This window comes from Streptomyces olivaceoviridis (assembly GCF_014650115.1).
Lineage (GTDB): Bacteria > Actinomycetota > Actinomycetes > Streptomycetales > Streptomycetaceae > Streptomyces > Streptomyces olivaceoviridis.
The window spans coordinates 38,312-59,971 of sequence record NZ_BMUI01000001.1; the positions used below are offsets into that span (position 1 = coordinate 38,312).

Sequence of the window (21,660 nt, forward strand, 5' to 3'; positions counted from 1 at the left end):
CCGTGTTCTCCAACTACCTGATCGGCCTGCGCGAGGGACTGGAGGCGTCGCTCGTCGTCTGCATCCTGATCGCCTACCTGGTCAAGACCGGCCGCAAGGACGCCCTGCGGCCGATCTGGATCGGCATCGGCATCGCGATCGCCATCGCCATGGGCTTCGGCTGCGCCCTGGAGTTCGGCTCCCAGGAGCTGACGTTCCAGGCGCAGGAGGCGCTCGGCGGCTCCCTGTCGGTCGTCGCCGTGGGCCTGGTGACCTGGATGGTGTTCTGGATGCGGCGCACCGCCCGGCACCTGAAGTCGGAACTGCACGGCAAGCTGGACGCCGCCCTCGCCCTGGGCACGGGCGCGCTGGTCGCCACCGCGTTCCTCGCGGTCGGCCGGGAGGGCCTGGAGACCGCGCTGTTCGTGTGGGCGTCGGTGCACGCGGCGAGCGACGGCACCCCGCGCCCGCTGATCGGCGTCGCCCTCGGCCTCGCCACGGCGGTGTTGCTGGGCTGGCTGTTCTACCGGGGCGCCCTGAAGATCAACCTGGCCAAGTTCTTCACCTGGACCGGCGGGATGCTGGTCGTGGTGGCGGCGGGCGTGCTGGCGTACGGCTTCCACGACCTCCAGGAGGCCGACTGGATCCCGGGCCTGAACGACCTGGCCTTCGACATCTCCGGCGTCATCCCGCCGGACAGCTGGTACGGCACCCTGCTGAAGGGCGTGTTCAACTTCCAGCCGGACCCGACGGTCCTTCAGATCACGGTGTGGGCGCTGTACCTGGTCCCGGTGCTCGGGCTGTTCCTCTCCCCGGTAGGGTTCGCCTCCGGGAAGGGGAAGGTGAAGGAGCCCGATGACCAGGGAACGCAGCCGTCAGCGGCTTCGCAGGCGTGACCGGAACGCACTCATAGCGGCCTCGCTGACCGCTTTGTCGCTGACCGCGAGCGGATGCGTGGTGGTGCACGGGGAGCGGGTGGTGCTTCCCGCGGCCACCCGCGCCGAGGCCGCGAAGGCGGTCACCGCGTTCACGGACGCGTACAACAGGGCCGACAAGGCCTACGACAGCTCCCTGGACGCGCCCTACGTCACCGGCGCGCTCTCCGACATCGACTCCGCCCGGCTGCGGGCCGGGCACGTCAACAGCCCGTCGGGGAACGCGAACCACACCCCGCTGACGCTGACGGACGTGAAGATCACGATCCCGGAGAAGGCCGGCTGGCCCCGCTGGTTCGTCGCCGACGCCCGGGGCAACAAGGGCGGGAACTACCGCTGGGTGCTGGTCTTCACCCGGGGCGACCTCGGCGAGCGCTGGCAGGTGGGCTATCTGACGCTCATGGCCCCCGGCACCGTGCCCGCGTTCAAGACGGACCAGGACGGCTGGGCCGAGGCCATACCGGCCGGTGCCGGCGGGCTGGCCGTCCGCCCGGACGCGTTGAGCAAGACGTACGCGGACTACCTGGAGAACGGCGGGAAGACCTTCGCGGACGGGCGCGACACCAGCGGGCTGCGCGCGGACCGCGCGAAGGAGGCCAAGAAGCCCGGCCTGGTCCGGCAGTTCATCGACGAACCGCTCACCCACGGCGACTACGCGCCGCTCGCGCTGCGCACGGCGGACGGCGGGGCGCTGGTGTTCTTCGCCACGCACCACTACGAGAAGCAGACCGCCTCCACGGGCGCCACCGTGCCGGTCCCGAACAAGGACGTGCAGGCCCTGATCAAGGGCGACGTGAAGCAGTCCCTGACGCTGGAGTCGATCGCCAACCAGGCCGTGCTCGACCCGGCCGGCAGTGGCCCGGTGCGGGTGCTGGGACGGGTGCAGGGGCTGACGTCCGCGCAGGGCGAGTAGGACGAGCGGGACCGGGGGCCCGCCGGCCCGTCAGTGGTGCAGGGGCCAGGCCGTGCCGTGGTGGCCGGGCTCGGAGCCCACGTGCCGGGCACAGGCGTCGGTGAGCGCCTCCAGCAGGCTCAGCGGGTCCGGCAGCGGATGCTCCGGGCCGCGCACCCAGCGCACCCGCTGGTCGGCGTCGCCGGGCAGCCGGGCGGGCGGTACCAGGACGTAGGAGCCCCGGCAGTGCCAGCGCAGCCCGGGGTGCTCGTCCATCGTCTCGGGGTGGCAGTCCAGCTCGCAGGGCCACCACTCGTCCTCGTCCTCGGGGGTGCCGCGGGTGAGGGTGAAGAACAGCAGGCGGCCGTCGTCGCTCTCGGCGACCGGGCCGACCTCGACGCCGGAGCCGAGCAGCCGGTCCAGCGCCTCCCGGCCGGCCTCCAGGGGCACGTCCAGCACGTCGTGCACCATGCCGGTGGCGGTGATGAAGTTCGCCGTCGGCTGGTGCCGGGCCCAGCGCTCGATCTGGGCGCGGTCCGTGGTGGACTGCGTCTGCCAGGCGAACGACACCGGGTGCCGGGCGGGGGTGGGACAGCCCACGCGGTCGCAGGAGCAGCGGTAGCCGTCGGCGGGGTGCGCGGCCGGGGCGAGGGGCAGGCCCGCGGCGGCGGCTGCGAGCAGCAGGGTCTCACGGCCGCTGTCGTCGTCGGCGGCCTCCTTCGGGCGGCGTCCGAGCAGCCACTGGGAGAGTTTGCCCTGCCGGCCACCCCGGCCGCCGAACGTCGCGCTCATCTATCCCCTCGGTCTGGTGGTCGCCTCGCTGGTGTGCGGACAGCATGCCTTATCGTCCCATCTTCGCGTACTTCGGGGGGTCGCCGCGGGAGAGTGGCCGACAGTCACCGGTGGGCGGGCGGTTCAGCGCGGGGCGATTCCGTGCAGGGCGTACTCGACGAGGGTGTCCGTGTATGCGTACGAGACCGGCCCGCTCCGTTGCAGCCAGCGCTGGGCGAGCGGGGAGACGAACAGCTCCAGCGCGATCCGGGGGTCGACGTCGGCCCGAACGGCCCCCGCGTCCTGGGCCGAGCGCAACCGGGTGACGTACAGCTGGAGCTGCGGTTCCAGCAGCTTGGCGACGACCTCGCGGCCGAGCTGCTCGTTGACCACCCCCTCCGCGGCCAGCGCCCGCGCCGGCACCTCGAAGCGCGGGTCGAACAGCTCGTCCACCGTGGCCCGCAGCACCGCCTTGAGGTCGGCGGCCAGGTCACCGGTGTCAGGGACGGCGTCCGCCTCCTGCCCCGCCGCCTGCGCCGACTGCCCGGCGAGGTCGAGGAAGGCCTCCAGCAGGACGTCCGCCTTGGACGACCACCAGCGGTAGATGGTCTGCTTGCCGACTCCGGCCCGGGCGGCGATGGCCTCGACGGTGGTCTTCGGGTACCCGACCTCCCCGACCAGGGCGAGGGCGGCGGCGTAGATGGCCCGGCGGGACCTCTCGCTGCGGCGGGTGGCGTCGGGTGCGGGCTTGCTGACCATGGGGTCGAAAGTAACAAGCGGCGGGGGTGGGCTACGACACGCGTCAGGACGCGGGGTCGTACGGCGGCCAGGCGTCGCCCCACTCCGCGTCCCGGGCCGCCTTGTACAGGTCGCCGTGGCGCTTGGTGACCGTCGTCCGGCGCAGCCGCTCCTCGGTCTCGCACAGGTCGAGCAGCACTTGGCCCTTGCGGAGCTGCGGGCGCCGGACCACCCGGGCGGGGGCGGGCTCGGCGGGCAGCCGGGTGGCGGCGACGTAGGAGAACTTCTCGTCCTCGTACGCCAGTGAGCCGCCCTTGACCTGGCGGTGCAGGGAGGAGCGGCCGACGCGGGCGGAGAAGTGGCACCAGTCCGTGCCGGGCGCGATGGGGCAGGCGGCGCTGTGCGGGCAGGGGGCGGCGATGCGGAAGCCGGCCCGGACCAGCCGGTCGCGGGCCTCGATGACGCGCGCGTAGCCGGCCGGGGTGCCGGCCTCGACGATCACGACGGTCCGCGCGGCGCCGGCGGCGGCGTCGACGAGGGCGGCGCGGTCGGTCTCGGCGAGTTCGTTGAGGACGTACGACACCGTGACCAGGTCGGTGGCGTCCAGGGTGAGGTCCCCGCCGATCCGGGCGCGCTGCCAGCGGGCGTCCTTCAGCGCCGGGTTGGCGGCGGCGATCTCCCGGCCGAGGGCGAGGGCGGGTTCGGCCCAGTCCAGCACGGTGACGCTGCGCTCGCCGGGCCAGGTGGCGGTGACGGCCCAGGTGGCGGCGCCGGTGCCGCCGCCGACGTCGACATGGCTGCCGGGGGTCCAGTCGGGGACGGTCGCCGCGAACGCCTCCAGCGCGGAGTGGACGGCCTCGAAGGTGGCGGGCATGCGGTAGGCGGCGTACGCGGCCACGTCGGCGCGGTCGCGGAGGATCGGCGCGTGGGTCGGGGTGTCACCGCGGTAGTTGGCGATGAGCCGGTCCACGGCGGCGGTGACCTCCGTGGGGGGCAGGCCGTCGAGCAGCTCGGCCAGGGCTGTGCGGAGGGGGTCGTTCACCTGGCGATTCTATGGCGCCCGGCGCCGGTGCGAGCCCGCCGGGGGCTCCGCTGCCCGCGCCCACCCGCCGCCCGACTCGGTCGGCCGGGAAGGCACCCCCCACGGGACCGCCTCCCCCGGTTCTCAGATGACCGCTCTCGCCAGGTGGGTCGCCAGCCTCGCGCGTGGGGCGCTGTCGGGGGCGCGGCGTTTCGGGTGGACCGTGTTGGCCAGGAGTACGAGGAACGTGTCCGTCGCCCGGTCCAGGATCAGGGCCGTGCCGGTGAAGCCCGTGTGGCCCGCCGCGCCACGGCCCGCCAGTTCGCCCATGAACCACGGCTGGTCCACGTGGAAGCCCAGTCCGGGCGGGGTGAACAGCAGCTCCACGAAGTCCGGGCCGAGGATGCGCGCGGGACCGTAGGAGCCGCCCGCGAGCAGGGCGCGGCAGAAGACGGCCAGGTCGGGCGCGGTGGAGAAGAGGCCCGCGTGGCCGGCGACCCCGCCGAGCGCCCAGGCGTTCTCGTCGTGGACCACGCCCCGCAGCATCCCCCGGTCGGCCTTGGCCCACGGCCGCCGCTGGTCCTCGGTGGCCGCGGCGCCGGGGCAGGGCCCGAACGCGGTGGCGGTCATGCCGAGCGGCCGGGTGACGCAGTCCCGCACGAGGACGTCGAGGCTCCGCCCGGTGACGCGTTCCAGGACGAACTGGAGCAGGAGCATGTTCAGGTCCGAGTACGCGTACCGGCCCACCTCGCCGGACGGGGCCTCGGCACGCAGCAGGTCGAGACGGGTGGCGTCGTCGGGGCAGTCGTACAGGGGCAGCTCGGGGCGCAGCCCGGAGGTGTGGGTGAGCAGTTGCCGCACCGTGATGCCGTGCGCGGCGGCGGCGTGGAAGTCGGGCAGGTAGTCGCCGACGCGGGCGTCCATGCCGAGGGTGCCGCGCTCGATCTGCTGCACGGCGGCGACGGACGTGAACAGCTTGGTCAGGGACGCCAGGTCGAAGGGGGTGCCGACGGTGGCCGGGACCCGGGCGGCCGGCGGCAGTTCCACGCCGGCGCCGCTCTCGGGGTCGTGGGCGGCGTAGCGCACGGCCCAGCCCGCGGCCTCGGCCACGGCGATCACGGGTCCGCGGCCGGCCAGGACGACGGCGCCGGGCGCCCAGGGGCGCTCGCCGGCGGTGAGGGCGTGCACCTCGTCGACCAGGTGCCCGAGTTCGACGGGGTCGAGCCCGGCCCGTTCCGCTGTGCCGGCGCGCAGTCTCGGTGCGCTCAGCTCTCGTCTCCCTCCGACCCCGCACGGGTGGTCCCCCGTGTCGCCCAGGGACGGCACATTCCCACGAAGCAGGCCACCGCGACCAGTGCTCCGGCCAGCTGGACGACGGCCATCGGGACGGCGGTGTGCTCCCCGGCGACGCCGACGAGGGGGGAGGCGATGGCGCCGACGAGGAAGGAGGAGGTGCCGAGCAGCGCGGAGGCGGAGCCGGCCGCGTGCCTGGTGCGCAGCAGGGCGAGGGTCTGGGCGTTGGGCAGGGTGACGCCCATCGCGGACATCAGGACGAAGAGGGCGGCGGCGACGGGGACGAGGCCGGTGTCGCCGAAGACGCCCGTGGCCATCAGCAGCAGGGCGGTCGCGGCGAGCACGATCACCGCCAGGCCGCCGGCGAGCACCTTGTCCAGGCTGACCCGGCCGACCAGCACCTTGCCGTTGAACTGGCCGGCGGCCACCAGGCCGACGGAGTTGAGGCCGAACAGCAGGCTGAAGGTCTGCGGGGAGGCGCCGTAGATCTCCTGGACGACGAAGGGGGACGCGCTCACGTAGGCGAACAGCGCGGCGAAGGCGAAGCCGCCGGCGAGCATGTAGCCGGTGAAGGGCAGGTCGGCGAGGAGGCCGCGCATCGCCCGCAGGGCCTCGCCGGTTCCGCCGCTGTGCCGTTCGCCCGGCGGCAGGGTCTCCGGCAGCCGGACCCAGACGAGGGCGGTGAGCGCGGCGCCGACCACCGTGAGCACCACGAAGACGCCCCGCCAGTCCGTCACCCGGAGGATCTGCCCGCCGACGAGCGGTGCGACGATGGGGGCGGCCCCGGAGATCAGCATGAGGGTGGAGAAGAAGCGGGCCATGGCGACGCCGTCGTAGAGGTCGCGTACGACGGCTCGGGCGACGACCACGCCGGCCGCGCCGGCGAGGCCCTGGACCAGCCGGAAGGCGATCAGCGTCTCGACGGTGGGCGCGAGGGCGCACAGGGCGGTGGCGAGCAGGTAGACGACGAGTCCGGCGAGCAGCGGGCGGCGCCGGCCCCAGCGGTCGCTGAGGGGGCCGACGACCAGTTGGCCGAGGGCGAGTCCGGCCATGCAGGCGGTGAGGGTGAGCTGGACGGTGACGGCGGGGGCGTCGAGCGAGCGGGTGACCTCCGGCAGTGACGGCAGGTACATGTCCATCGCGAGCGGGGTGGTCGCGGTGAGGCCGCCGAGGAGGAAGGTGACGAGGGGGCCGGTGCGGCGCGGTGCGCGGGCCGGTGACGGTGCGGAGGCGGAGGTGGGGGAGGACCGCTGGTCCTGTCGCGGTGTCGGTGCCGCCGCGTGGTCCGGCATGTGCCCCTCCCTGTTCTCTGACACCGTTCTCTGACATCGGTGTCGCTGACATGACCGGCACCTATGCTCTCAGCTCGTACACACTGCCGAGGAACAGGCGAGCGAGGGCGGGGATGGCGGGAGAGAGCGTGCGGTGGGGGATCCTGGCGACGGGCGGGATCGCGGCGGCGTTCGCGGCGGATCTGGTGGATCTGCCGGGCGCGGAGATCGTGGCGGTGGCCTCGCGCCGGCGGGAGTCGGCGGAGGCGTTCGCCGAGCGGTTCGGGGTGGAGCGGGCGTACGGCGACTGGGAGTCGCTGGCGGCGGACCCGGACGTCGACGTCGTGTACGTCGCCACTCCGCACGCGGCGCACCGGGCGGCGGCCGGGCTGTGCCTGGAGGCGGGCCGGAACGTGCTGTGCGAGAAGCCGTTCACGCTGAACCTGCGCGAGGCGGAGGAACTCGTCGCGCTGGCGCGGGAGCACGACCGCTTCCTGATGGAGGCGATGTGGATGTACTGCAATCCGCTGGTCCGGCGGCTGAAGTCGCTGGTGGAGGACGGGGCGATCGGCGAGGTGCGGACCGTGCACGCCGACTTCGGCCTGGCCGGCCCCTTCCCGGCCGCGCACCGGCTGCGGGATCGGGCGCTGGGCGGCGGTGCGCTGCTGGACCTGGGCGTGTACCCGGTGTCGTTCGCGCAGTTGCTGCTGGGCGAGCCGGACGGGGTCGCCGCGAGCGCGGTGCTGTCGCCCGAGGGCGTCGATCTCCAGACGGGCGCGGTGCTGTCCTGGGAGAGCGGTGCGCTGGCCTCGCTGCACTGCTCGATCGTCGGCGGTACGGCGGTCACCGCGTCGGTCACCGGTTCGCGCGGCCGGATCGACATCCCGTCCGGCTTCTTCCACCCCGACCGGTTCGTACTGCACCGGGACGGCCGTGACCCCGAGGAGTTCGCCGCCGACCCGGCCGACGGGCCGCGCACCAGCCTGCGGCACGAGGCGGCGGAGGTCACGCGGGCACTGCGGGCGGGCGAGAAGGAGTCGCCGCTGGTGCCGCTGGAGGGCACGCTCGCGGTGATGCGGACGCTGGACGCGGTGCGGGAGCGGATCGGGGTGCGCTACCCCGGGGAGGAGACGGCGGGTGACGAGGTGGCCGTCCTCGCCGGGTAACCGTATGGCGGACACTGGATTCCGCATGGCGGACTTCCCGCCTACGCTGCGGAACCATGACTGACACGCAATCGAACATCGCGGTGGTGACCGGGGCCGGCTCCGGCATCGGGCGGGCCGTCGCCGTGGAACTGCTGCGCGCGGGCTGGTCGGTGGCGCTGGCCGGCCGGCGCGCGGAGCCGCTGACTCAGACGGCGGCACTGGCGCCGGGGGCGGCCTCGCTCGCCGTACCCACCGACGTGTCACGGCCCGAGGACGTCGAGGCGCTGTTCACGGCGACCGTGGAGCGGTTCGGCCGGGTGGACCTGCTGTTCAACAACGCGGGGACCTTCGGGCCCGGCGGGGTCCCGGTCGAGGAACTGCCCTACGACGCCTGGCGGCACGTGGTGGACACCAACCTCAACGGCGCGTTCCTGTGCGCCCAGGCGGCCTACCGGCGGATGAAGGAGCAGGACCCGCAGGGCGGCCGGATCATCAACAACGGCTCGATCTCGGCCCACACGCCCCGTCCGCGGTCGGTCGCCTACACCGCGACCAAGCACGCGCTGACCGGCCTGACCAAGTCGCTCTCCCTGGACGGGCGGCCGTACCGCATCGCGGTCGGGCAGATCGACATCGGCAACGCGGCGACGGACATGACGGCCCGGATGGGGACGGGCGCGCTCCAGGCGAACGGGGAGGTGGTCCCGGAGCCGGTGATGGACGTGGCCGATGTGGCGCGCACGGTACGGCACATGGCGGAGCTGCCGCTGGAGGCGAACGTGCAGTTCGCGACGGTGCTGGCGACGGCGATGCCGTACATCGGGCGGGGCTGAGGCGCGCTTCGGCCGCTCCCGCAAACGGAATTTGAACATCCGCGCTATTGCGGTCCAACGGTGACATGTGCTCAACTTTTCTCCACCAGAGCTTCACAGTTGAGACACAGAGGTTCCGCGGCCACTGCGAGGGGGGAGGCGGCGGCCGTTCCATCGGACGGGAGTTGGGGGTGGACCTCGCGGCGGGCCGCGGGGTACACACCGGCCGCTGGAACGACCGCCGCCACATAGCGCCGTGCGGCGGGATCGGTGGCAGGGCAGGCGGTACGACCGCTCAGCGCCGGTACGGTGAGACCACCCGCGCCGGCACTCCGCTCAGCGCCGGTGCCCGCCCCTCGGCTCCGCTCCGTCGGCCGCCGGTGCCCCCGCCGTCCGTGCCCGGCGCCTGCGCAGGGTCCAGGCTCCCGCTCCCAGCAGCGCGAGCGCCCCGGCGGCGCCCTCCGCGATCCGCCACGCCGAGCCGCCGGACGCCGAGCCGGGTACGCCGGCCGCCGCCTGCACCGTCTTCGGCGTGGGCGCCGGGGTCGCGCTCGCCCCGCCCTCGCTGAGCGGTTCGACCAGCAGGCCCACCGGCTGGGCCGAACGCCCGTGGGTGAAGCCCCAGTCGAGGAGCGCGGCGGTGTGCTCGTAGACGGCGTTGCCGCCCGCGTCGGGATGCATCACGGTGACCAGCAGGGTGCGCCCGCCCCGGGTGGCCGCGCCGGTGAAGGTGTTCCCGGCGTGGCTGGTGTAGCCGTTCTTGACACCGATCAGCCCGTCGTAGGTCTTCAGACCCCATGCCCCGGTGAGCAGACGGTCGGTGTTCTGGATCTGGAAGGTCTTCTTCCCGCCGGCCGGGAAGTCGGCGGTCCGCGTGCCGCAGTAGGCGCGGAAACCGGGGTCCTTCAGGCCGTGACGGGCGAAGAGCGTGAGGTCGTACGCCGAGGAGAGCTGCCCCTTGTGGTCGAAGCCGTCCGGGCTGACCACATGGGTGTCCAGGGCCTGGAGGTCCGCGGCCTTGGCCTGCATCTCGGCGACGGTCTTCGCGATGCCCCCGTTCATGTGGGACAGCACGTGCACGGCGTCGTTCCCCGAGCGCAGGAACACGCCCTGCCACAGCTGCTCGACGGTGTAGGTGAGGCCGGGCTTGATGCCGACGAGGCTGGAGCCGGCCGGGATGTCGGCGAGGTCGGCGTCGGTGACCCTGTACCGCTCGGCGCGGTCGAACTTCTTCAGCACGGTGTCCGCGAACAGCATCTTCAGCGTGGACGCGGGCGCGAGCCGCCGGTGTGCGTCGAACGAGGCGAGCACCTCCCCGCTCTCGCAGTCGGCGACCAGCCAGGAGTGGGCGGTGAGCTTCTTGGGCAGCCCGGTGGCGCCGCGCACCTGGACGCCGGCGCGGGCGAGCCGCTCGCCGCCGACGACGGTCGCCGCGGCGGCGGAGGTGGCCGTGGACAGGGGAAGGGCGGCGGCCGTCAGCCCGAGGACGGCACGCCGGCTGAGCCGGGAACATTCACGCACCCGGGGACCGTACACCGCGTCGAGCAGGGACTTCGCGAACTGGTGGCCGAGACGGCACGGAATTTGCCGCGTTATGAAAATCCGATGAAGTACCCCGGTTCCCCGGCCCTTACACCTCTCTTACACCCCTCCTACCGCTCACCTGCCGAGCAGACGGTCGATCTCCGCCGACTGTGCCGCGGTGAGGGGCCCCTGCGCGAGCGCCCCGGCGTTCTCCTCGGTCTGGGCGACGGTCCGGAAACCGGGGATGGGCACGGTGCGCGGGCTGCGGGCCCACAGCCAGGCGAGGGCGCCCTGGGCGAGGCTGCGGCCGTCGCTGGTGAGGAGGGAGCGGACCGCGTCGGTCCGGGCCAGCCACTCGGGATCGGCGCCGGAGCCGTCGTCCGCGTACCCCGGGAGCCAGGCCGGCGGCCGGCTCCGGATGTCCCCGGCCTCCAGCGACCCGCCGCGCCGCCCGGCGAGCAGTCCCATGGCGAGCGGGCTGCGGTTGACGCTCGCCAGCTCCAGCCGCTCGCACAGGGCCACGAGTTCCGGTGCGTCCTGGAGGACGTTGAGGGTGTGCTGTACGGCCGCGCAGTGCGGGCCCTCGGCGAAGACGGCGGCCCGCGCGGGGTCGTCGGTGCTCCAGCCGTAGGCGCGGACGAGCCCTTCGCCGACGAACTCCTCGCAGGCGTCGCGCAGTTCGGCGGCCCGTGCCGGGTCGGCGTCGGAGATGTGGAGCTGGTAGAGGTCGACGCGGTCGGTGCCGAGGCGGCGCAGGGAGGCGGTGAGGGCCCGGCGGGCGTACTCCGGGGTGGCGTCGGTGCCGGTGAGGGTACGGGTGTCCGCGTCGAAGACGTTGCCCCACTTGGTGGCGAGGACGACGTCGTCCCGCCGCTTGCCGAGGGCCTTGCCGAGGATCTCCTCGCTGTGCCCGGTGCCGTAGGAGTCGGCGGTGTCGAAGAAGGTGACGCCGAGGTCCAGCGCCCGGCGGACGGCCCGTACGGACTCGTCGTCGTCCACCTTCCCCCAGCCGACGGGCTGCCCGTCGGCGGTCTGGTGCTCACCCCCGATGGCCCAGCACCCGAAACCGAGCGCGCTCACCTCGATGCCGCTGCGTCCCAGCGTTCGTGTCGTCATGGGCGGGACGGTAGGGGTTGGAGCGCACGCGAACACAAGCCCACGGGGGCGTCGTCACGTGTGCGTCTCCTCAAGCCCGGGTCTTCCTACGCCTGCCCGGTCTCGAACCGCGAGATCCGCCCGTCGTCCTCGACGGTGAAGCTCCACCGGGTGCGCATCTCGCCCCAGGTGTCGTTGCGGTAGCGGGCGAGCAGGGTCCGGCCGCCGGCGGACTCGTTGTCGACCTCCATGTGGCCGTGGGAGGAGAAGATCTCCCGGTCGATCCAGTCGGCGAGGTCCCGGTCGGAGCCGTCGTCGGCCATGGTCGCCCCGGGCGTGAGCAGGGCCATGAAGCCCTCGCGGTCGTGGGCGTTGACGGCGTGGACGAAGGCCCGGACCACGGGGTCGCTGAGCTTGGCCGGCTGAATCGTCATGGCGTCAGGCTCACACCGCGCCGGCGGGCCCGCCACCCGAACGGCAGCCAGGACGGGCCGGACCGCGTCGGCGGTGCGAGGGTGGGAACGCGGGAGGGGACGTGTCCGCCTGTCTGCTGGGGAGTCACCGTGACCTGTTACGACCGACGTGATCTGGGCCTGCTGCTGCTTCGGCTGAGCACCGGCGGGGTACTGGCGGCGCACGGCGCGCAGAAGCTGTTCGGCTGGTTCGGCGGGCACGGGCTGGAGGGCACCGGCCAGTACATGGAGTCCATCGGCTTCGTGCCCGGCAAGCTGAGCGCGACGGCGTCGGGCCTGGCTGAGGCGGGTGGCGGCACACTGCTGGCGCTGGGCCTCGCGACCCCGGCGGCGGGCGCGGCGGCGGCCGGCGGGATGGCGGGGGCGGCGGCGGTGCACATGCCCCACGGCTTCTTCGCGCAGGAGGGCGGCTACGAGTACGCGGCGACCCTCGGCCTGGCCGCGGCCGGCCTCGCCGTCGCCGGTCCGGGCCGCCTCTCCCTCGACCACGCCCTCGGCCACGTCTTCGACCGCGGCTGGATGGTCCCGGTCGCCCTCGGCGTGACCGCCGCGGCGACGGCCGTGGTGGTGGGCGCCCGCAACCGCCGGGTACGGCAGCAGGCGGAGGGCGAACAGGAGACGCTGTTCGAGGAGTGAGCCAGCGGTCGTCCTTCGAGGGGGAGCCAACGGGCGTCCTGCGGGGCGGCGGGCGGCGCCTGCCTCTCCGGTCATGCTCGGGGCCTGGCGACCGGCGCCGGGGCCGGCTGTCTCTGGACGGCAGGAGGCATTCATGATCGGGTCGGGGCCATGACCTCCTTGATCCGCCATGTCACCATCGACTCTGCTGATCCCTACGACCTTGCGCGTTTCTGGGCCGAGGTTCTGGACGGCTCTCTCGCCGAGGACGACTTTCCAGGAGATCCGGAAGCCGTGGTCACATCCGCCACGGCCACCTTGCTGTTCGTCCGGGTCGATGACCGCAAGAGCGTGAAGAACCGCGTGCACGTGGATCTCCAGCCTCAGGACCTCACCCGGGACGAAGAGGTCGAGCGGCTGCTCTCGCTCGGTGCCACGCTGGAGAGCGACCACCGAAGGCCCGACGGAACGGGGTGGGTGACGCTGCACGACCCCGAAGGCAATGAGTTCTGCGTGGAACGCAGCGCGGCGGAGCGGGCGAACGGCTGACGGTCTGTCGGTCTGTCGGTCGGACGAGCGGCCTGTCGTTCGGTCTGCGGCCTGTCGTTCGGTCGAGCGGCACTGCCGCCGAGCGTCGGCGGGCCGCGCCGGCTGCGCCACCTGGACCTGCGCAACAACCAGCTCGACGAACTCCCGCACCCAATCGGCAGGTTGACCGTGCGGACCCATCTCGACCTGCGCGGCTGCGCCGTGCTGACCTGACACGGCACTCCCTCGACGCTTGAAGGCGTCTCCCCCGCTTGAAGGGGCCTCTCCCGCTTGAAGGGGTCTCTCCTGCCTGAAGGGGCCTCCCCGAGGGCGGCGAACGCACTGATGACTTTCAGCCATCTTTGAGCTCCTGTCGCTTCCGCCCCGTGCGGCACAGCCCGTCTCCCGTCCGGCCACGGCCCGACCGCGCACCCTCCACGGGCGTCGCGGGAGAGCCCGCGGAGCCCTTGTCGCGCCTGGACGCAGAGCCCCGTTTCCGCTCGCTGTCCGAACAACTAACGCACCCCGGGACACTACATCTGGGGTCCATTGCGACGCGAGACACAAGATGTATGCTCCCACCTGATTTCGGCGACACCTGAGACGCCCACGGCACAGCGGGCCCCTCGGGCACTGGCGTCTGCCTTTCCACGCCTTGCCACCCCTGTGTCCCGGGCCCCGCCCTCCACCCAACGAGGGAGCACCACGTGACCATCGCTCCGAGCTTTCCGGCCTCGCGCACCGAGGAGCCCTTGCAGCGGGACCTGGAGCCCGCGCTGCTGCGGACGCTGACCGAGCTGACCGCCGACCTGCCCGACGCCGACCCCGGGCGGGTCGCCGCCGCCGCGCTGCGCGGACGGTCCGCCCGAGCCGACGAGGCGGAGCTGCGGGAGCTGGCCACGGAGGCCGCCGCCGGGCTCATCTCCGAGGACCCCGCCTACTCCAAGCTGGCCGCCCGGCTGCTGACGATCAGCATCCGCCGTGAGGTAGCCGCGCAGGGCGTGTCGTCCTTCACCGAGTCGATCGCGCTCGGCCGGCGCGAGGGCCTGATCGCCGACGGCACGGCGGAGTTCGTCCGCACCCACGCCGAACGGCTCGACGCCCTGGTCGAGTCCGCCGTGGCGGAGGGCGCCGACGACCGGTTCGGTTACTTCGGCCTGCGCACGCTCTACAGCCGCTACCTGCTGCGCCACCCGGTCACCCGCAAGGTGGTGGAGACGCCCCAGCACTTCCTGCTGCGGGTGGCGAGCGGCCTGGCGGAGGACGACACGGAGCGCTCGGTGGACCAAGTGTCCGCGCTGTACGACCTGATGAGCCGCCTGGACTATCTGCCCTCCTCCCCCACACTCTTCAACTCCGGCACCCCGCACCCGCAGATGTCCGCGTGCTACCTGCTGGACTCCCCGCTGGACGAGCTGGACTCCATCTACGACCGCTACCACCAGGTCGCCCGCCTCTCCAAGCACGCCGGCGGCATCGGCCTGTCCTACTCGCGCATCCGCTCCCGCGGCTCCTTCATCCGGTCACGCAGGGGCGGCTGTACGACTACATGAACGGCAAGAGCCGGGTGGAGAAGCTGACCCTGTTCGAGCAGATCGCCGACGCCTTCCACATCCCCGGCCATCTGCTGGGGCTGGCTCGACGCTCGTGGGAGCCCGCGCCGACGGCCGCCGAGCACGAGCGGACGGACCGGCCGCCGCCGGACGGTGACGACCTGGTGGCGATGGATCATTTCCGCAGCGCTGACCGGCAGACCGGCGGCGGCAGGTTGTACGGGGCTGTCGTCCGCCACCTGTCGGACCGGGTGGCGCCCCGGCTGGTCGACATCGGCAGCGGTCCGCAGGTGTTCGCCGCCGCAGCCGCGCTGACCGAGATGGCGGGCTGGATGGCTCACGACTCCGGTCATGATGACCGTGCGGCCCAGCACTTCGCCCGCGCTCTCCCTCTGGCCCGTACCTCTGGTGACCTCCCGTTGGCCGCGCACGTCGCTGCGAGCAGCAGCCACCTTGCCCTTGAGACCGGGGATGCGGCCGGGGCTGTCGGCTGGGCGCGGACCGGGCTCGAACTGGCCGCGCAGGGGCCTCGGATTCCCGCGCTGACGGCGCGGTTGCACACCATGCAGGCGCGTGCGCTGGCGGTCGCGTCTCAGCGCACCCCGGCCGCCCACGCGCTGGAGGCCGCGCACCGCGACCTGGAGGCTTCGCCCGCTGCTGATCACCCGTGGCTGAGCCCGTTCGACGCCGCCGCGCTGGCCAGCGAGTCAGCCCTGATCCTGCGTGACCTGGTGCAGTACGACGAGGCGCTGCCGCAGGCCGAACAAGCTGTTGCGCTGCGCGAGGCGGGGCGGGCGCGGTCCCTGGCTCTCAGCCGGATCAGCCTGGTGGACATCCACGTACGCCGGGGTGACCTGGACGCCGCGGTGAGCGTCGGCCACGACCTACTCAGTACGAGCCCGACTCTCGGTTCGGTCCGAGTGGTGCAGCAGCTTGACGGGCTACGCCGGCTGCTGGAGCCGCACCGGGAGTACCGGCCGGTCCGGGAGTACCTGGCGCGGTTCGATGATGCACGCCGCGCCAGAATGCTCCTGCTGGCTGATCTGATCCCGCCGTCCCCGGAAGGCACCATCGCATGAGGCCCACAGCACCCGATCCCGCCGACACCGACGCGTGGAACGCGTACCTCGCGGAGGGCAACGCCAAGCAGGCCCGCAAGCGCGTGGCGGCCGATGTGCTGCTGCGGGACCCGTCCGGCCGTGTGCTCCTGGTGAACCCCACCTACAAACCGGGATGGGATCTGCCCGGCGGGATGGCGGAGGCCAACGAGCCGCCGGAGAAGACGGCACGCCGTGAGCTGATGGAAGAACTCGGCATACACGTCACGCTGCTCGGACTGCTGGTGGTGGACTGGGTGGCCCCGCACGGCCCCTGGGATGATCAGATCGCGTTCATCTTCGACGGCGGCACCCTGGACGGGGACCAGGCCGACCGGCTACGGCCACGAGACGACGAGTTGTCCGAAGCGGCCTTCGTCACGGCCGCCGAAGCCGCCGGTCGCCTCCGGGACCGCATCCGGCGCCGGTTCGAGCACGCCATGAAGGCGAGGGACGCGGGACGGCCGCTGTACCTCCACGACGGCGCACCCCTCATGTGATCAGCTCCGGATGCGGTGCTCAGGCTGGTCAGCACGCTCGGATTACGCGGGCCCTCATTCGATCCGGATGGTTTGTTCAGCGAGAACACATGGCTGACTGGTGGAAATACAGGGCGGCAGACGAGTCGGGCTGTACGCCGGGTTCTGTTCCCCGGTGTCCTCGCGGACGCCGGGGCGACGGCCATCCATCTAGGGCCGGCGTTGCCGCCGGCCTCGTGCGGTCTACCCGCGGACTCGGGCGGGCCGCCCTCGATCGTCCGCGCAGGGACGCCCCTCTTGCGAGAGGCGGCCCCTCTTGACCTTGCTCCGGGTGGGGTTTACCTAGCTGCCCAGGTCACCCTGGGCACTGGTGGTCTCTTACACCACCGTTTCACCCTTACCAGGGGCCGGAGCCCCGGGCGGTCTGCTTTCTGTGGCACTGTCCCGCGGGTCACCCCGGGTGGCCGTTAGCCACCACCCTGCCCTGTGGAGCCCGGACGTTCCTCGGGAAGCCCCCTAGGGGGACTCCACGCGGCCGTCCGCCCGGCTCGTCTGCCGTGACGACCATGGTACCGGGCGCGTGCCGCGTCGCGGACCCGCGGCCGTCGCGAGGACCGAGCCGGCCAGGATGAGGGCGAAGGCGGCCAGCACCGGGAGGGTCAGCGGTTCGTCCAGGAACAGGGCGCCCGCCGCCACCGCCACCGCCGGGTTGACGTAGGTGATCACCGTGGCCCGGGTGGGGCCGGCCTCCTTGATCAGCTCCAGGAAGGCCACGAACGCCACCGCGGTGCAGATCACGCCCAGTCCGGCGAGCGCGGCCAGGACGGTGGGCGAGGGCAGGGCGGCCGGGCGGGTGAGGGCCGCCGCGGGGGCGTAGACCAGGGCGGCCAGGGTGAGGCACGCGGCCGTCAGGTGAAGCGACGGGACCTCCTTGAGGCGGCGGGCGGCGATCAGGGGGGCCGTGGCGTAGCCCAGGACCGTCACCAGGACCTCCGCCAGGGAGCGGGCGTCGCCGCCGGTGAGGTGCGGGAGGGTGAGGACCGCCACCCCGGCCAGGCCCAGGGTCAGGCCCGAGACCCGGCGGGCGCCGAGGTGCTCGGTGTCGCCCAGGAACCGGGCCAGGACCACGCCGACGATCGGTACGCCCGCGATCAGCAGGCCCGCCGTCGAGCTGGACAGGTGCCGTTCGGCGTCGGTCAGGGTGAACCAGGGGATCATGATCTCCAGGACCGCGAAGGCCAGCATGGGGCGCCAGTGGCGTCGTATCGCGTCCCCGAAGCCGCCCTGGCGGAGGGCGAACGGGAGCAGCAGGGCCGCGCCGAGCGCGCAGCGCGTGAACACCACCACCGGCGGGGACACCGCGTCCACCGCCACCTTGATCATCAGATAGGGGATGCCCCAGACCACTCCCATCAGGGAGAACAGGAACCAGCCGCGTGCAGTCATGCGGCCGAGTGTCGGCCTCGCGGTCCGGGGCTGTCTTGAACGCTGTTGCGGTAGGCCGCCGGGGTCACCCCGAGCACCCGGCGGAACCAGCGGGTCAGGTGGGCCTGGTCGGCGAAGCCGACGAGGGTGGCCACGTCGGCGGGGCGCAGGCCGCTCTCCAGCAGGAACCGCGCCTTGGTGACCCGGTGCTGGGCGAGCCAGGCGTAGGGGGGTATACCCATCGTCGTACGGAAGGCGCGCAGGAGCTGGTAGCGGGACAGACCGAGGTCGGTGGCGAGCAGGGCCAGGGAGGGCGGGTCGGTGAGTTCGTCGGCGAGGCGGTCGCGGACCGTGCGGGCTATGGCGTCGGCGCCGGGGATGCGGTCGGCGAGCGGGCGGGCCGTGGAGTGGCGTCGGGCCAGGGCCGTGAGCACCCAGGGCAGGACGGACTCGGCCTCCAGCGGGTCGGGGCAGGCGCTCAGTCGCGTGTGGGCGGTGCGCAGGGCCTCGGCCAGCGCCGGGTCGTCGACGAGGGGTTCGCGGAAGTGCGGCAGGCCGCCGAGGGTGCCGTCGGCCAGCAGGGACGGCTCGGCGTACAGGGCGCGGTAGGCGTAGCCGTCGGTGGGGTTGCCGGGGCCGCCGGTGTGCATCTCGCCGGGTTCGAGGACGACGATCGTGCCGGGGCCGGTGCGGATGTGGCCGCCCCGGTAGTCGATGATCTCCGAGCCGCCGACGCAGACGCCGATCGTGTACTCGTCGTGGGCGTGCGGGGCGTAGACGTGCCGGCGGAAGCTCGCGGTGAGCAGGTCGAGCGGGGGACCGCAGCGGCCCAGCCGGGCCCGTGTCCACCGTGCCTGTTCCCCCATCGGACCGTCCCCTCACGACTCCCGCGACCGGCGCCCGTCCCGCGCCGTGTCCCCGCTACCGGGTACAGCGCCGGAAGCCCCGATTCCATGCCGCGCTCGTCCAGGCGCTCAGGCCACGGTGAAGAGGATCTTCGACGTGCCCGGGTCGGCGCGGGTGAGCCGGACGCGCAGGCGTTCGCCGAGCGGCAGGTCCGTGCCCTCGACGCGTCCGATGACCGCCGGGGACAGCACCTGGACGGTGCCCACGGTCGGCCGGTGCTCGTCCACGTCCACGACACAGCCGTCGAAGACGTCCCCGACCCGGTCCTTGAGCAGGGCCGCCTCCACGATGTCGACGCACTCCCGCTCGACCGTGCCCGCGCGCCGGGAGCCGTCGGCCATCCGCCGGGGCAGCGCGTCCAGCGCGGCGAGCACCCAGTCGGGCGGGTCCTGGCCGGCGACGGCGGCGAGGCAGATCTCCGAGGCGTACCGGTCGGCGAGGCGGCGCAGCGGGGCGGTGCAGTGCGCGTAGGCGGCGGCGACGGCCGCGTGCGTGGTGAGCGCGGGCAGCTCGCCGCCCCGGAAGACGGTGTAGCCGGCCCCGCGCAGCAGGGTGGTGCACTCCTGGAGGAAGGCCGCGTGGTGCGGGTCGTGCGGGTCCAGGGTGCGCAGCAGGGCCGCGTACGACACGTGGTGCGGCCAGTCGATGTGCAGGGCGGTGGCGGTACGGCGCAGCCGCGCGACGGCGCCGTCGGGGGCGGTGGGGAGGGTGCGCAGGATGCCGGTGCCGTGGGCGAGCATCAGATCGGCGGCGGCCATGCCGGTGAGCAGGGAGAGCTGGGCATTCCAGCCGTCGGCGGGCAGCGGGGCGCGGTAGCGCAGCGCGTAGGTGTGGTCCTGCTCGATGATCTCCTGCTCGGGCACGTGCAGGGAGATCCCGCCGCGCTCGGCCTCCAGGCGTTCCCGTGCCTCGCCGATCTCCTTGAGCAGCGCGACGGGTTCCTCGGCCGTCCCCTTGTCGATGTCCCGTTGCACGTGGGCGTAGTCGAGCTTGGCCCGGCTGCGGACCAAGGCCCGGCGCACGTCGACGGCGCGGGTACGGCCCTCCGCGTCCAGGTCGATCGTCCACAGCGCGGCAGGCCGGGTCCGGCCGGGCAGCAGGCTGGCCGCGCCCTCGCTGAGCACGGTGGGGTGCAGCGGGACCCTCTCGTCCGGGAAGTACAGGGTGGTCACCCGCCGGTGCGCCTCCGCGTCCAGGGCTCCGCCGGGTGCGACGAAGGCGGCGACGTCGGCGATGGCGTACCGGACGCGGTAGCCGGTGCCCTGCCGGGACAGGTGGGTGGCCTGGTCGAGGTCCGTGGAGGTGGGCGGGTCCAGGGTGAAGAAGGGGATGTCGGTGGCGTCGTACACCGGCAGGGCCGGGTCCTTGGCCGCCTGCTCGGCCGCAGCGTGGACCTCGGGCGGGAAGTCCTCCGGTATGCCGAGTTCGGAACGGAGCGCGGCGAGCGCGGCCCGGAGGGGGGCTTCGGGAGCGCCGGTGACGTGGATCTTGCGGCGGGGCATGGAGTGAGCGTAGGCCGAGGTGGCAGCGGAGTCACGCCGTACCCTGGCGCGGAGGTCTACGTGAGGAGTACGTGTTGCTGGTCCTGCTGCCGCCCTCGGAAGGCAAGGCGAACGCGGGTGAGGGTGCCCCGCTTCGGCTGGAGTCGCTGTCCCTGCCGGGGCTGACCGCCGCGCGGGAGGCCGTGCTCGGGGAGCTGGTCGAGCTGTGCTCCGGCGACGAGGAGAAGGCCCGCGAGGTGCTGGGGCTGAGCGAGGGGCTGCGCGGCGAGGTCGCCAAGAACGCCGCGCTGCGCACGGCCGGCGCCCACCCGGCCGGGGAGGTCTACACCGGTGTCCTGTACGACGCCCTCGGCCTGGCCACGCTGGACGCGGCGGCGCGGCGCCGCGCGGCGGACTCGCTGCTGGTCTTCTCCGGGCTGTGGGGTGCCGTGCGGGTGACGGACCGGATTCCCTCCTACCGCTGCTCGATGGGCGTGAAGCTGCCGGGGCTGGGCGCGCTGGCCGGGCACTGGCGGGCGCCGATGGCCGAGGTGCTGCCGGAGGCGGCGGCCGACGGCCTGGTCCTCGACCTGCGGTCCTCGGCGTACGCGGCGGCCTGGAGGCCGAAGGGCGAGGTGGCCGGGCGCACGGCGACGGTACGGGTGCTGCACGCGCCGACCCGGAAGGTCGTCAGCCACTTCAACAAGGCGACGAAGGGCCGGATCGTCCGCGGTCTGCTGACCGCCGGGGCCACGCCGAAGGATCCCGCGGAGCTGGTGGAGGTGCTGCGGGAGCTGGGGTACGCCGTGGAGGCGGAGGCGCCCGGGAAGGCGGGCAAGGCGTGGGCGCTGGATGTCCTGGTGGACGAGATCCACTGAGGACACCGTAAGGCGTTGCAGCATGCGCAACGCTCATTGCGGAGGTTGCGGTACCTGGGCACGATGAGCGCATGACCTCGCCGCTGCCCTCGTTTCCGGCTGCCTCCGTGCTGGACCTCGCCCCCGTCGTACCCGTGGTGGTGCTCACCGACGCCGCCGACGCCGTACCGCTGGCGCGGGCGCTGGTCGCGGGCGGGCTGCCCGCGATCGAGGTGACCCTGCGGACCCCGGCCGCGCCCGCCGCGATCCGGGCCATCGCCGCCGAGGTCCCGGAGGCCGTGGTCGGGGCGGGCACGGTGATCACGCCGGAGCAGGTGGACGCGTGTACGGCGGACGGGGCCCGGTTCCTGGTCAGTCCCGGGTGGACGGAGGCGCTGCTGGAGGCGATGCGCGGGTCCGGGGTGCCGTTCCTGCCCGGGGTGTCGACCACCTCGGAGGTCGTCGCGCTGCTGGAGCGCGGGGTGCGGGAGATGAAGTTCTTCCCGGCGCAGGCGGCGGGCGGTACGGCGTATCTGAGCTCGCTGGCCGGGCCGTTGCCGCAGGCCCGGTTCTGTCCCACGGGCGGGATCGGGCCGGAGACCGCGCCGGAGTACCTGGCCCTTCCCAACGTCGGCTGCGTGGGCGGGAGTTGGATGGTCCCGGCGGAGGCCGTGGCCGCGCGGGACTGGGGGCGGATCGAGGAACTGGCGCGTACGGCGGCCGGTTTGAGGTCCTCGGGCGGCTCGGGGGCGTAGCCGCCCGGGTGG

21 protein-coding genes, 1 other RNA gene and 2 pseudogenes are annotated in these 21,660 nt (G+C 73.3%); 12 read left to right on the forward strand and 12 right to left on the reverse strand.

Annotated features, from left to right (window positions below):
* Positions 1-2: 2 nt before the first annotated feature.
* On the forward strand, positions 3-875 hold the full coding sequence (gene efeU, locus IE273_RS00190) for an iron uptake transporter permease EfeU (RefSeq protein ID WP_189813073.1): 873 nt from the start codon (positions 3-5) through the stop codon (positions 873-875).
* Complete coding sequence (locus IE273_RS00195) at positions 835-1,827, forward strand: SCO2278 family lipoprotein (protein ID WP_189813074.1); 993 nt, start codon at positions 835-837, stop codon at positions 1,825-1,827. The genes efeU and IE273_RS00195 overlap by 41 nt, the downstream gene beginning before the upstream one ends.
* Before the next feature lie 30 nt (positions 1,828-1,857).
* On the opposite strand, the gene IE273_RS00200 is transcribed toward IE273_RS00195, so the two are convergent.
* The 5 genes from IE273_RS00200 to IE273_RS00220 form a co-directional block, all read right to left on the reverse strand.
* On the reverse strand, positions 1,858-2,598 hold the full coding sequence (locus tag IE273_RS00200; RefSeq protein WP_189813075.1) for a bifunctional DNA primase/polymerase: 741 nt from the start codon (positions 2,596-2,598) through the stop codon (positions 1,858-1,860).
* Positions 2,599-2,721: 123 nt separating this feature from the next.
* On the reverse strand, positions 2,722-3,336 hold the full coding sequence (locus IE273_RS00205) for a TetR/AcrR family transcriptional regulator (RefSeq protein ID WP_189813076.1): 615 nt from the start codon (positions 3,334-3,336) through the stop codon (positions 2,722-2,724).
* Between the two features lie 43 nt (positions 3,337-3,379).
* Positions 3,380-4,357, reverse strand: coding sequence for a small ribosomal subunit Rsm22 family protein (locus tag IE273_RS00210; protein WP_189813077.1), 978 nt, complete (start codon positions 4,355-4,357; stop codon positions 3,380-3,382).
* Between the two features lie 123 nt (positions 4,358-4,480).
* Positions 4,481-5,662 (reverse strand): serine hydrolase domain-containing protein, encoded by a 1,182-nt coding sequence (locus tag IE273_RS00215; RefSeq protein ID WP_189813078.1) that lies wholly within the window; start codon positions 5,660-5,662, stop codon positions 4,481-4,483.
* Positions 5,602-6,921 (reverse strand): multidrug effflux MFS transporter, encoded by a 1,320-nt coding sequence (locus IE273_RS00220; RefSeq protein ID WP_189813079.1) that lies wholly within the window; start codon positions 6,919-6,921, stop codon positions 5,602-5,604. Before IE273_RS00220 ends, IE273_RS00215 begins: the two co-directional genes overlap by 61 nt.
* A 113-nt stretch (positions 6,922-7,034) precedes the next feature.
* Between IE273_RS00220 and IE273_RS00225 the strand changes: the two genes are divergently transcribed.
* Together IE273_RS00225 and IE273_RS00230 are read left to right on the forward strand one after the other, a co-directional pair.
* Positions 7,035-8,066: a Gfo/Idh/MocA family protein gene (locus IE273_RS00225; protein WP_189813080.1), complete on the forward strand. Its 1,032-nt coding sequence runs from the start codon at positions 7,035-7,037 to the stop codon at positions 8,064-8,066.
* A gap of 56 nt (positions 8,067-8,122) precedes the next feature.
* The gene (locus IE273_RS00230) at positions 8,123-8,881 is read left to right on the forward strand and encodes an SDR family oxidoreductase (protein ID WP_189813081.1); all 759 of its coding nucleotides are present in this window, start codon (positions 8,123-8,125) and stop codon (positions 8,879-8,881) included.
* A 315-nt stretch (positions 8,882-9,196) separates the two neighbouring features.
* Here IE273_RS00230 and IE273_RS00235 read toward each other — a convergent pair whose 3' ends face one another.
* The 3 genes from IE273_RS00235 to IE273_RS00245 form a co-directional block, all read right to left on the reverse strand.
* The gene (locus tag IE273_RS00235; protein WP_229887016.1) at positions 9,197-10,381 is read right to left on the reverse strand and encodes a D-alanyl-D-alanine carboxypeptidase family protein; all 1,185 of its coding nucleotides are present in this window, start codon (positions 10,379-10,381) and stop codon (positions 9,197-9,199) included.
* A 138-nt stretch (positions 10,382-10,519) separates the two neighbouring features.
* On the reverse strand, positions 10,520-11,500 hold the full coding sequence (locus IE273_RS00240) for an aldo/keto reductase (protein WP_189813083.1): 981 nt from the start codon (positions 11,498-11,500) through the stop codon (positions 10,520-10,522).
* A gap of 86 nt (positions 11,501-11,586) precedes the next feature.
* Complete coding sequence (locus tag IE273_RS00245; RefSeq protein ID WP_189813084.1) at positions 11,587-11,913, reverse strand: nuclear transport factor 2-like protein; 327 nt, start codon at positions 11,911-11,913, stop codon at positions 11,587-11,589.
* 129 nt (positions 11,914-12,042) lie between these two features.
* Between IE273_RS00245 and IE273_RS00250 the strand changes: the two genes are divergently transcribed.
* The 6 genes and pseudogenes from IE273_RS00250 to IE273_RS00275 all read left to right on the forward strand — a co-directional run bounded on the left by IE273_RS00250 (position 12,043) and on the right by IE273_RS00275 (position 16,245).
* Positions 12,043-12,588, forward strand: a complete 546-nt coding sequence (locus IE273_RS00250; RefSeq protein WP_189813085.1) for a DoxX family protein — start codon at positions 12,043-12,045, stop codon at positions 12,586-12,588.
* Positions 12,589-12,738: 150 nt separating this feature from the next.
* Positions 12,739-13,116, forward strand: a complete 378-nt coding sequence (locus tag IE273_RS00255; RefSeq protein ID WP_189813086.1) for a VOC family protein — start codon at positions 12,739-12,741, stop codon at positions 13,114-13,116.
* Positions 13,117-13,218: 102 nt separating this feature from the next.
* Complete coding sequence (locus tag IE273_RS43255) at positions 13,219-13,329, forward strand: hypothetical protein (protein WP_373309292.1); 111 nt, start codon at positions 13,219-13,221, stop codon at positions 13,327-13,329.
* Positions 13,330-13,802: 473 nt separating this feature from the next.
* A pseudogene (locus IE273_RS00265) lies at positions 13,803-14,630 on the forward strand (ribonucleotide reductase N-terminal alpha domain-containing protein); the annotation flags it as partial.
* Positions 14,631-14,644: 14 nt separating this feature from the next.
* Positions 14,645-15,727 (forward strand): NsdA family TPR-like regulatory protein, encoded by a 1,083-nt coding sequence (locus IE273_RS00270; protein WP_229887017.1) that lies wholly within the window; start codon positions 14,645-14,647, stop codon positions 15,725-15,727.
* Positions 15,724-16,245 (forward strand): NUDIX domain-containing protein, encoded by a 522-nt coding sequence (locus IE273_RS00275; protein ID WP_189813087.1) that lies wholly within the window; start codon positions 15,724-15,726, stop codon positions 16,243-16,245. Before IE273_RS00270 ends, IE273_RS00275 begins: the two co-directional genes overlap by 4 nt.
* A 117-nt stretch (positions 16,246-16,362) precedes the next feature.
* Here the strand turns inward: IE273_RS00275 and rnpB are convergent.
* The 4 genes and pseudogenes from rnpB to IE273_RS00295 all read right to left on the reverse strand — a co-directional run bounded on the left by rnpB (position 16,363) and on the right by IE273_RS00295 (position 20,057).
* An RNA gene (gene rnpB / locus IE273_RS00280) (RNase P RNA component class A) lies at positions 16,363-16,775 on the reverse strand.
* Between the two features lie 115 nt (positions 16,776-16,890).
* A pseudogene (locus IE273_RS45025) lies at positions 16,891-17,670 on the reverse strand (DMT family transporter); the annotation flags it as partial.
* Positions 17,667-18,515: an AraC family transcriptional regulator gene (locus tag IE273_RS00290; RefSeq protein WP_189813088.1), complete on the reverse strand. Its 849-nt coding sequence runs from the start codon at positions 18,513-18,515 to the stop codon at positions 17,667-17,669. The pseudogene IE273_RS45025 and the gene IE273_RS00290, both read right to left, overlap by 4 nt.
* A gap of 108 nt (positions 18,516-18,623) precedes the next feature.
* A complete protein-coding gene (locus IE273_RS00295; protein ID WP_189813089.1) occupies positions 18,624-20,057 on the reverse strand; it encodes an RNB domain-containing ribonuclease in 1,434 nt (477 codons plus the stop codon).
* A gap of 74 nt (positions 20,058-20,131) precedes the next feature.
* On the opposite strand from IE273_RS00295, the gene yaaA reads away from it, so the two are divergent.
* Positions 20,132-20,914, forward strand: coding sequence for a peroxide stress protein YaaA (yaaA, locus tag IE273_RS00300; protein ID WP_189813675.1), 783 nt, complete (start codon positions 20,132-20,134; stop codon positions 20,912-20,914).
* Positions 20,915-20,985: 71 nt separating this feature from the next.
* On the forward strand, positions 20,986-21,648 hold the full coding sequence (eda, locus tag IE273_RS00305; protein WP_189813090.1) for a bifunctional 4-hydroxy-2-oxoglutarate aldolase/2-dehydro-3-deoxy-phosphogluconate aldolase: 663 nt from the start codon (positions 20,986-20,988) through the stop codon (positions 21,646-21,648).
* Positions 21,649-21,660 lie beyond the last annotated feature (12 nt).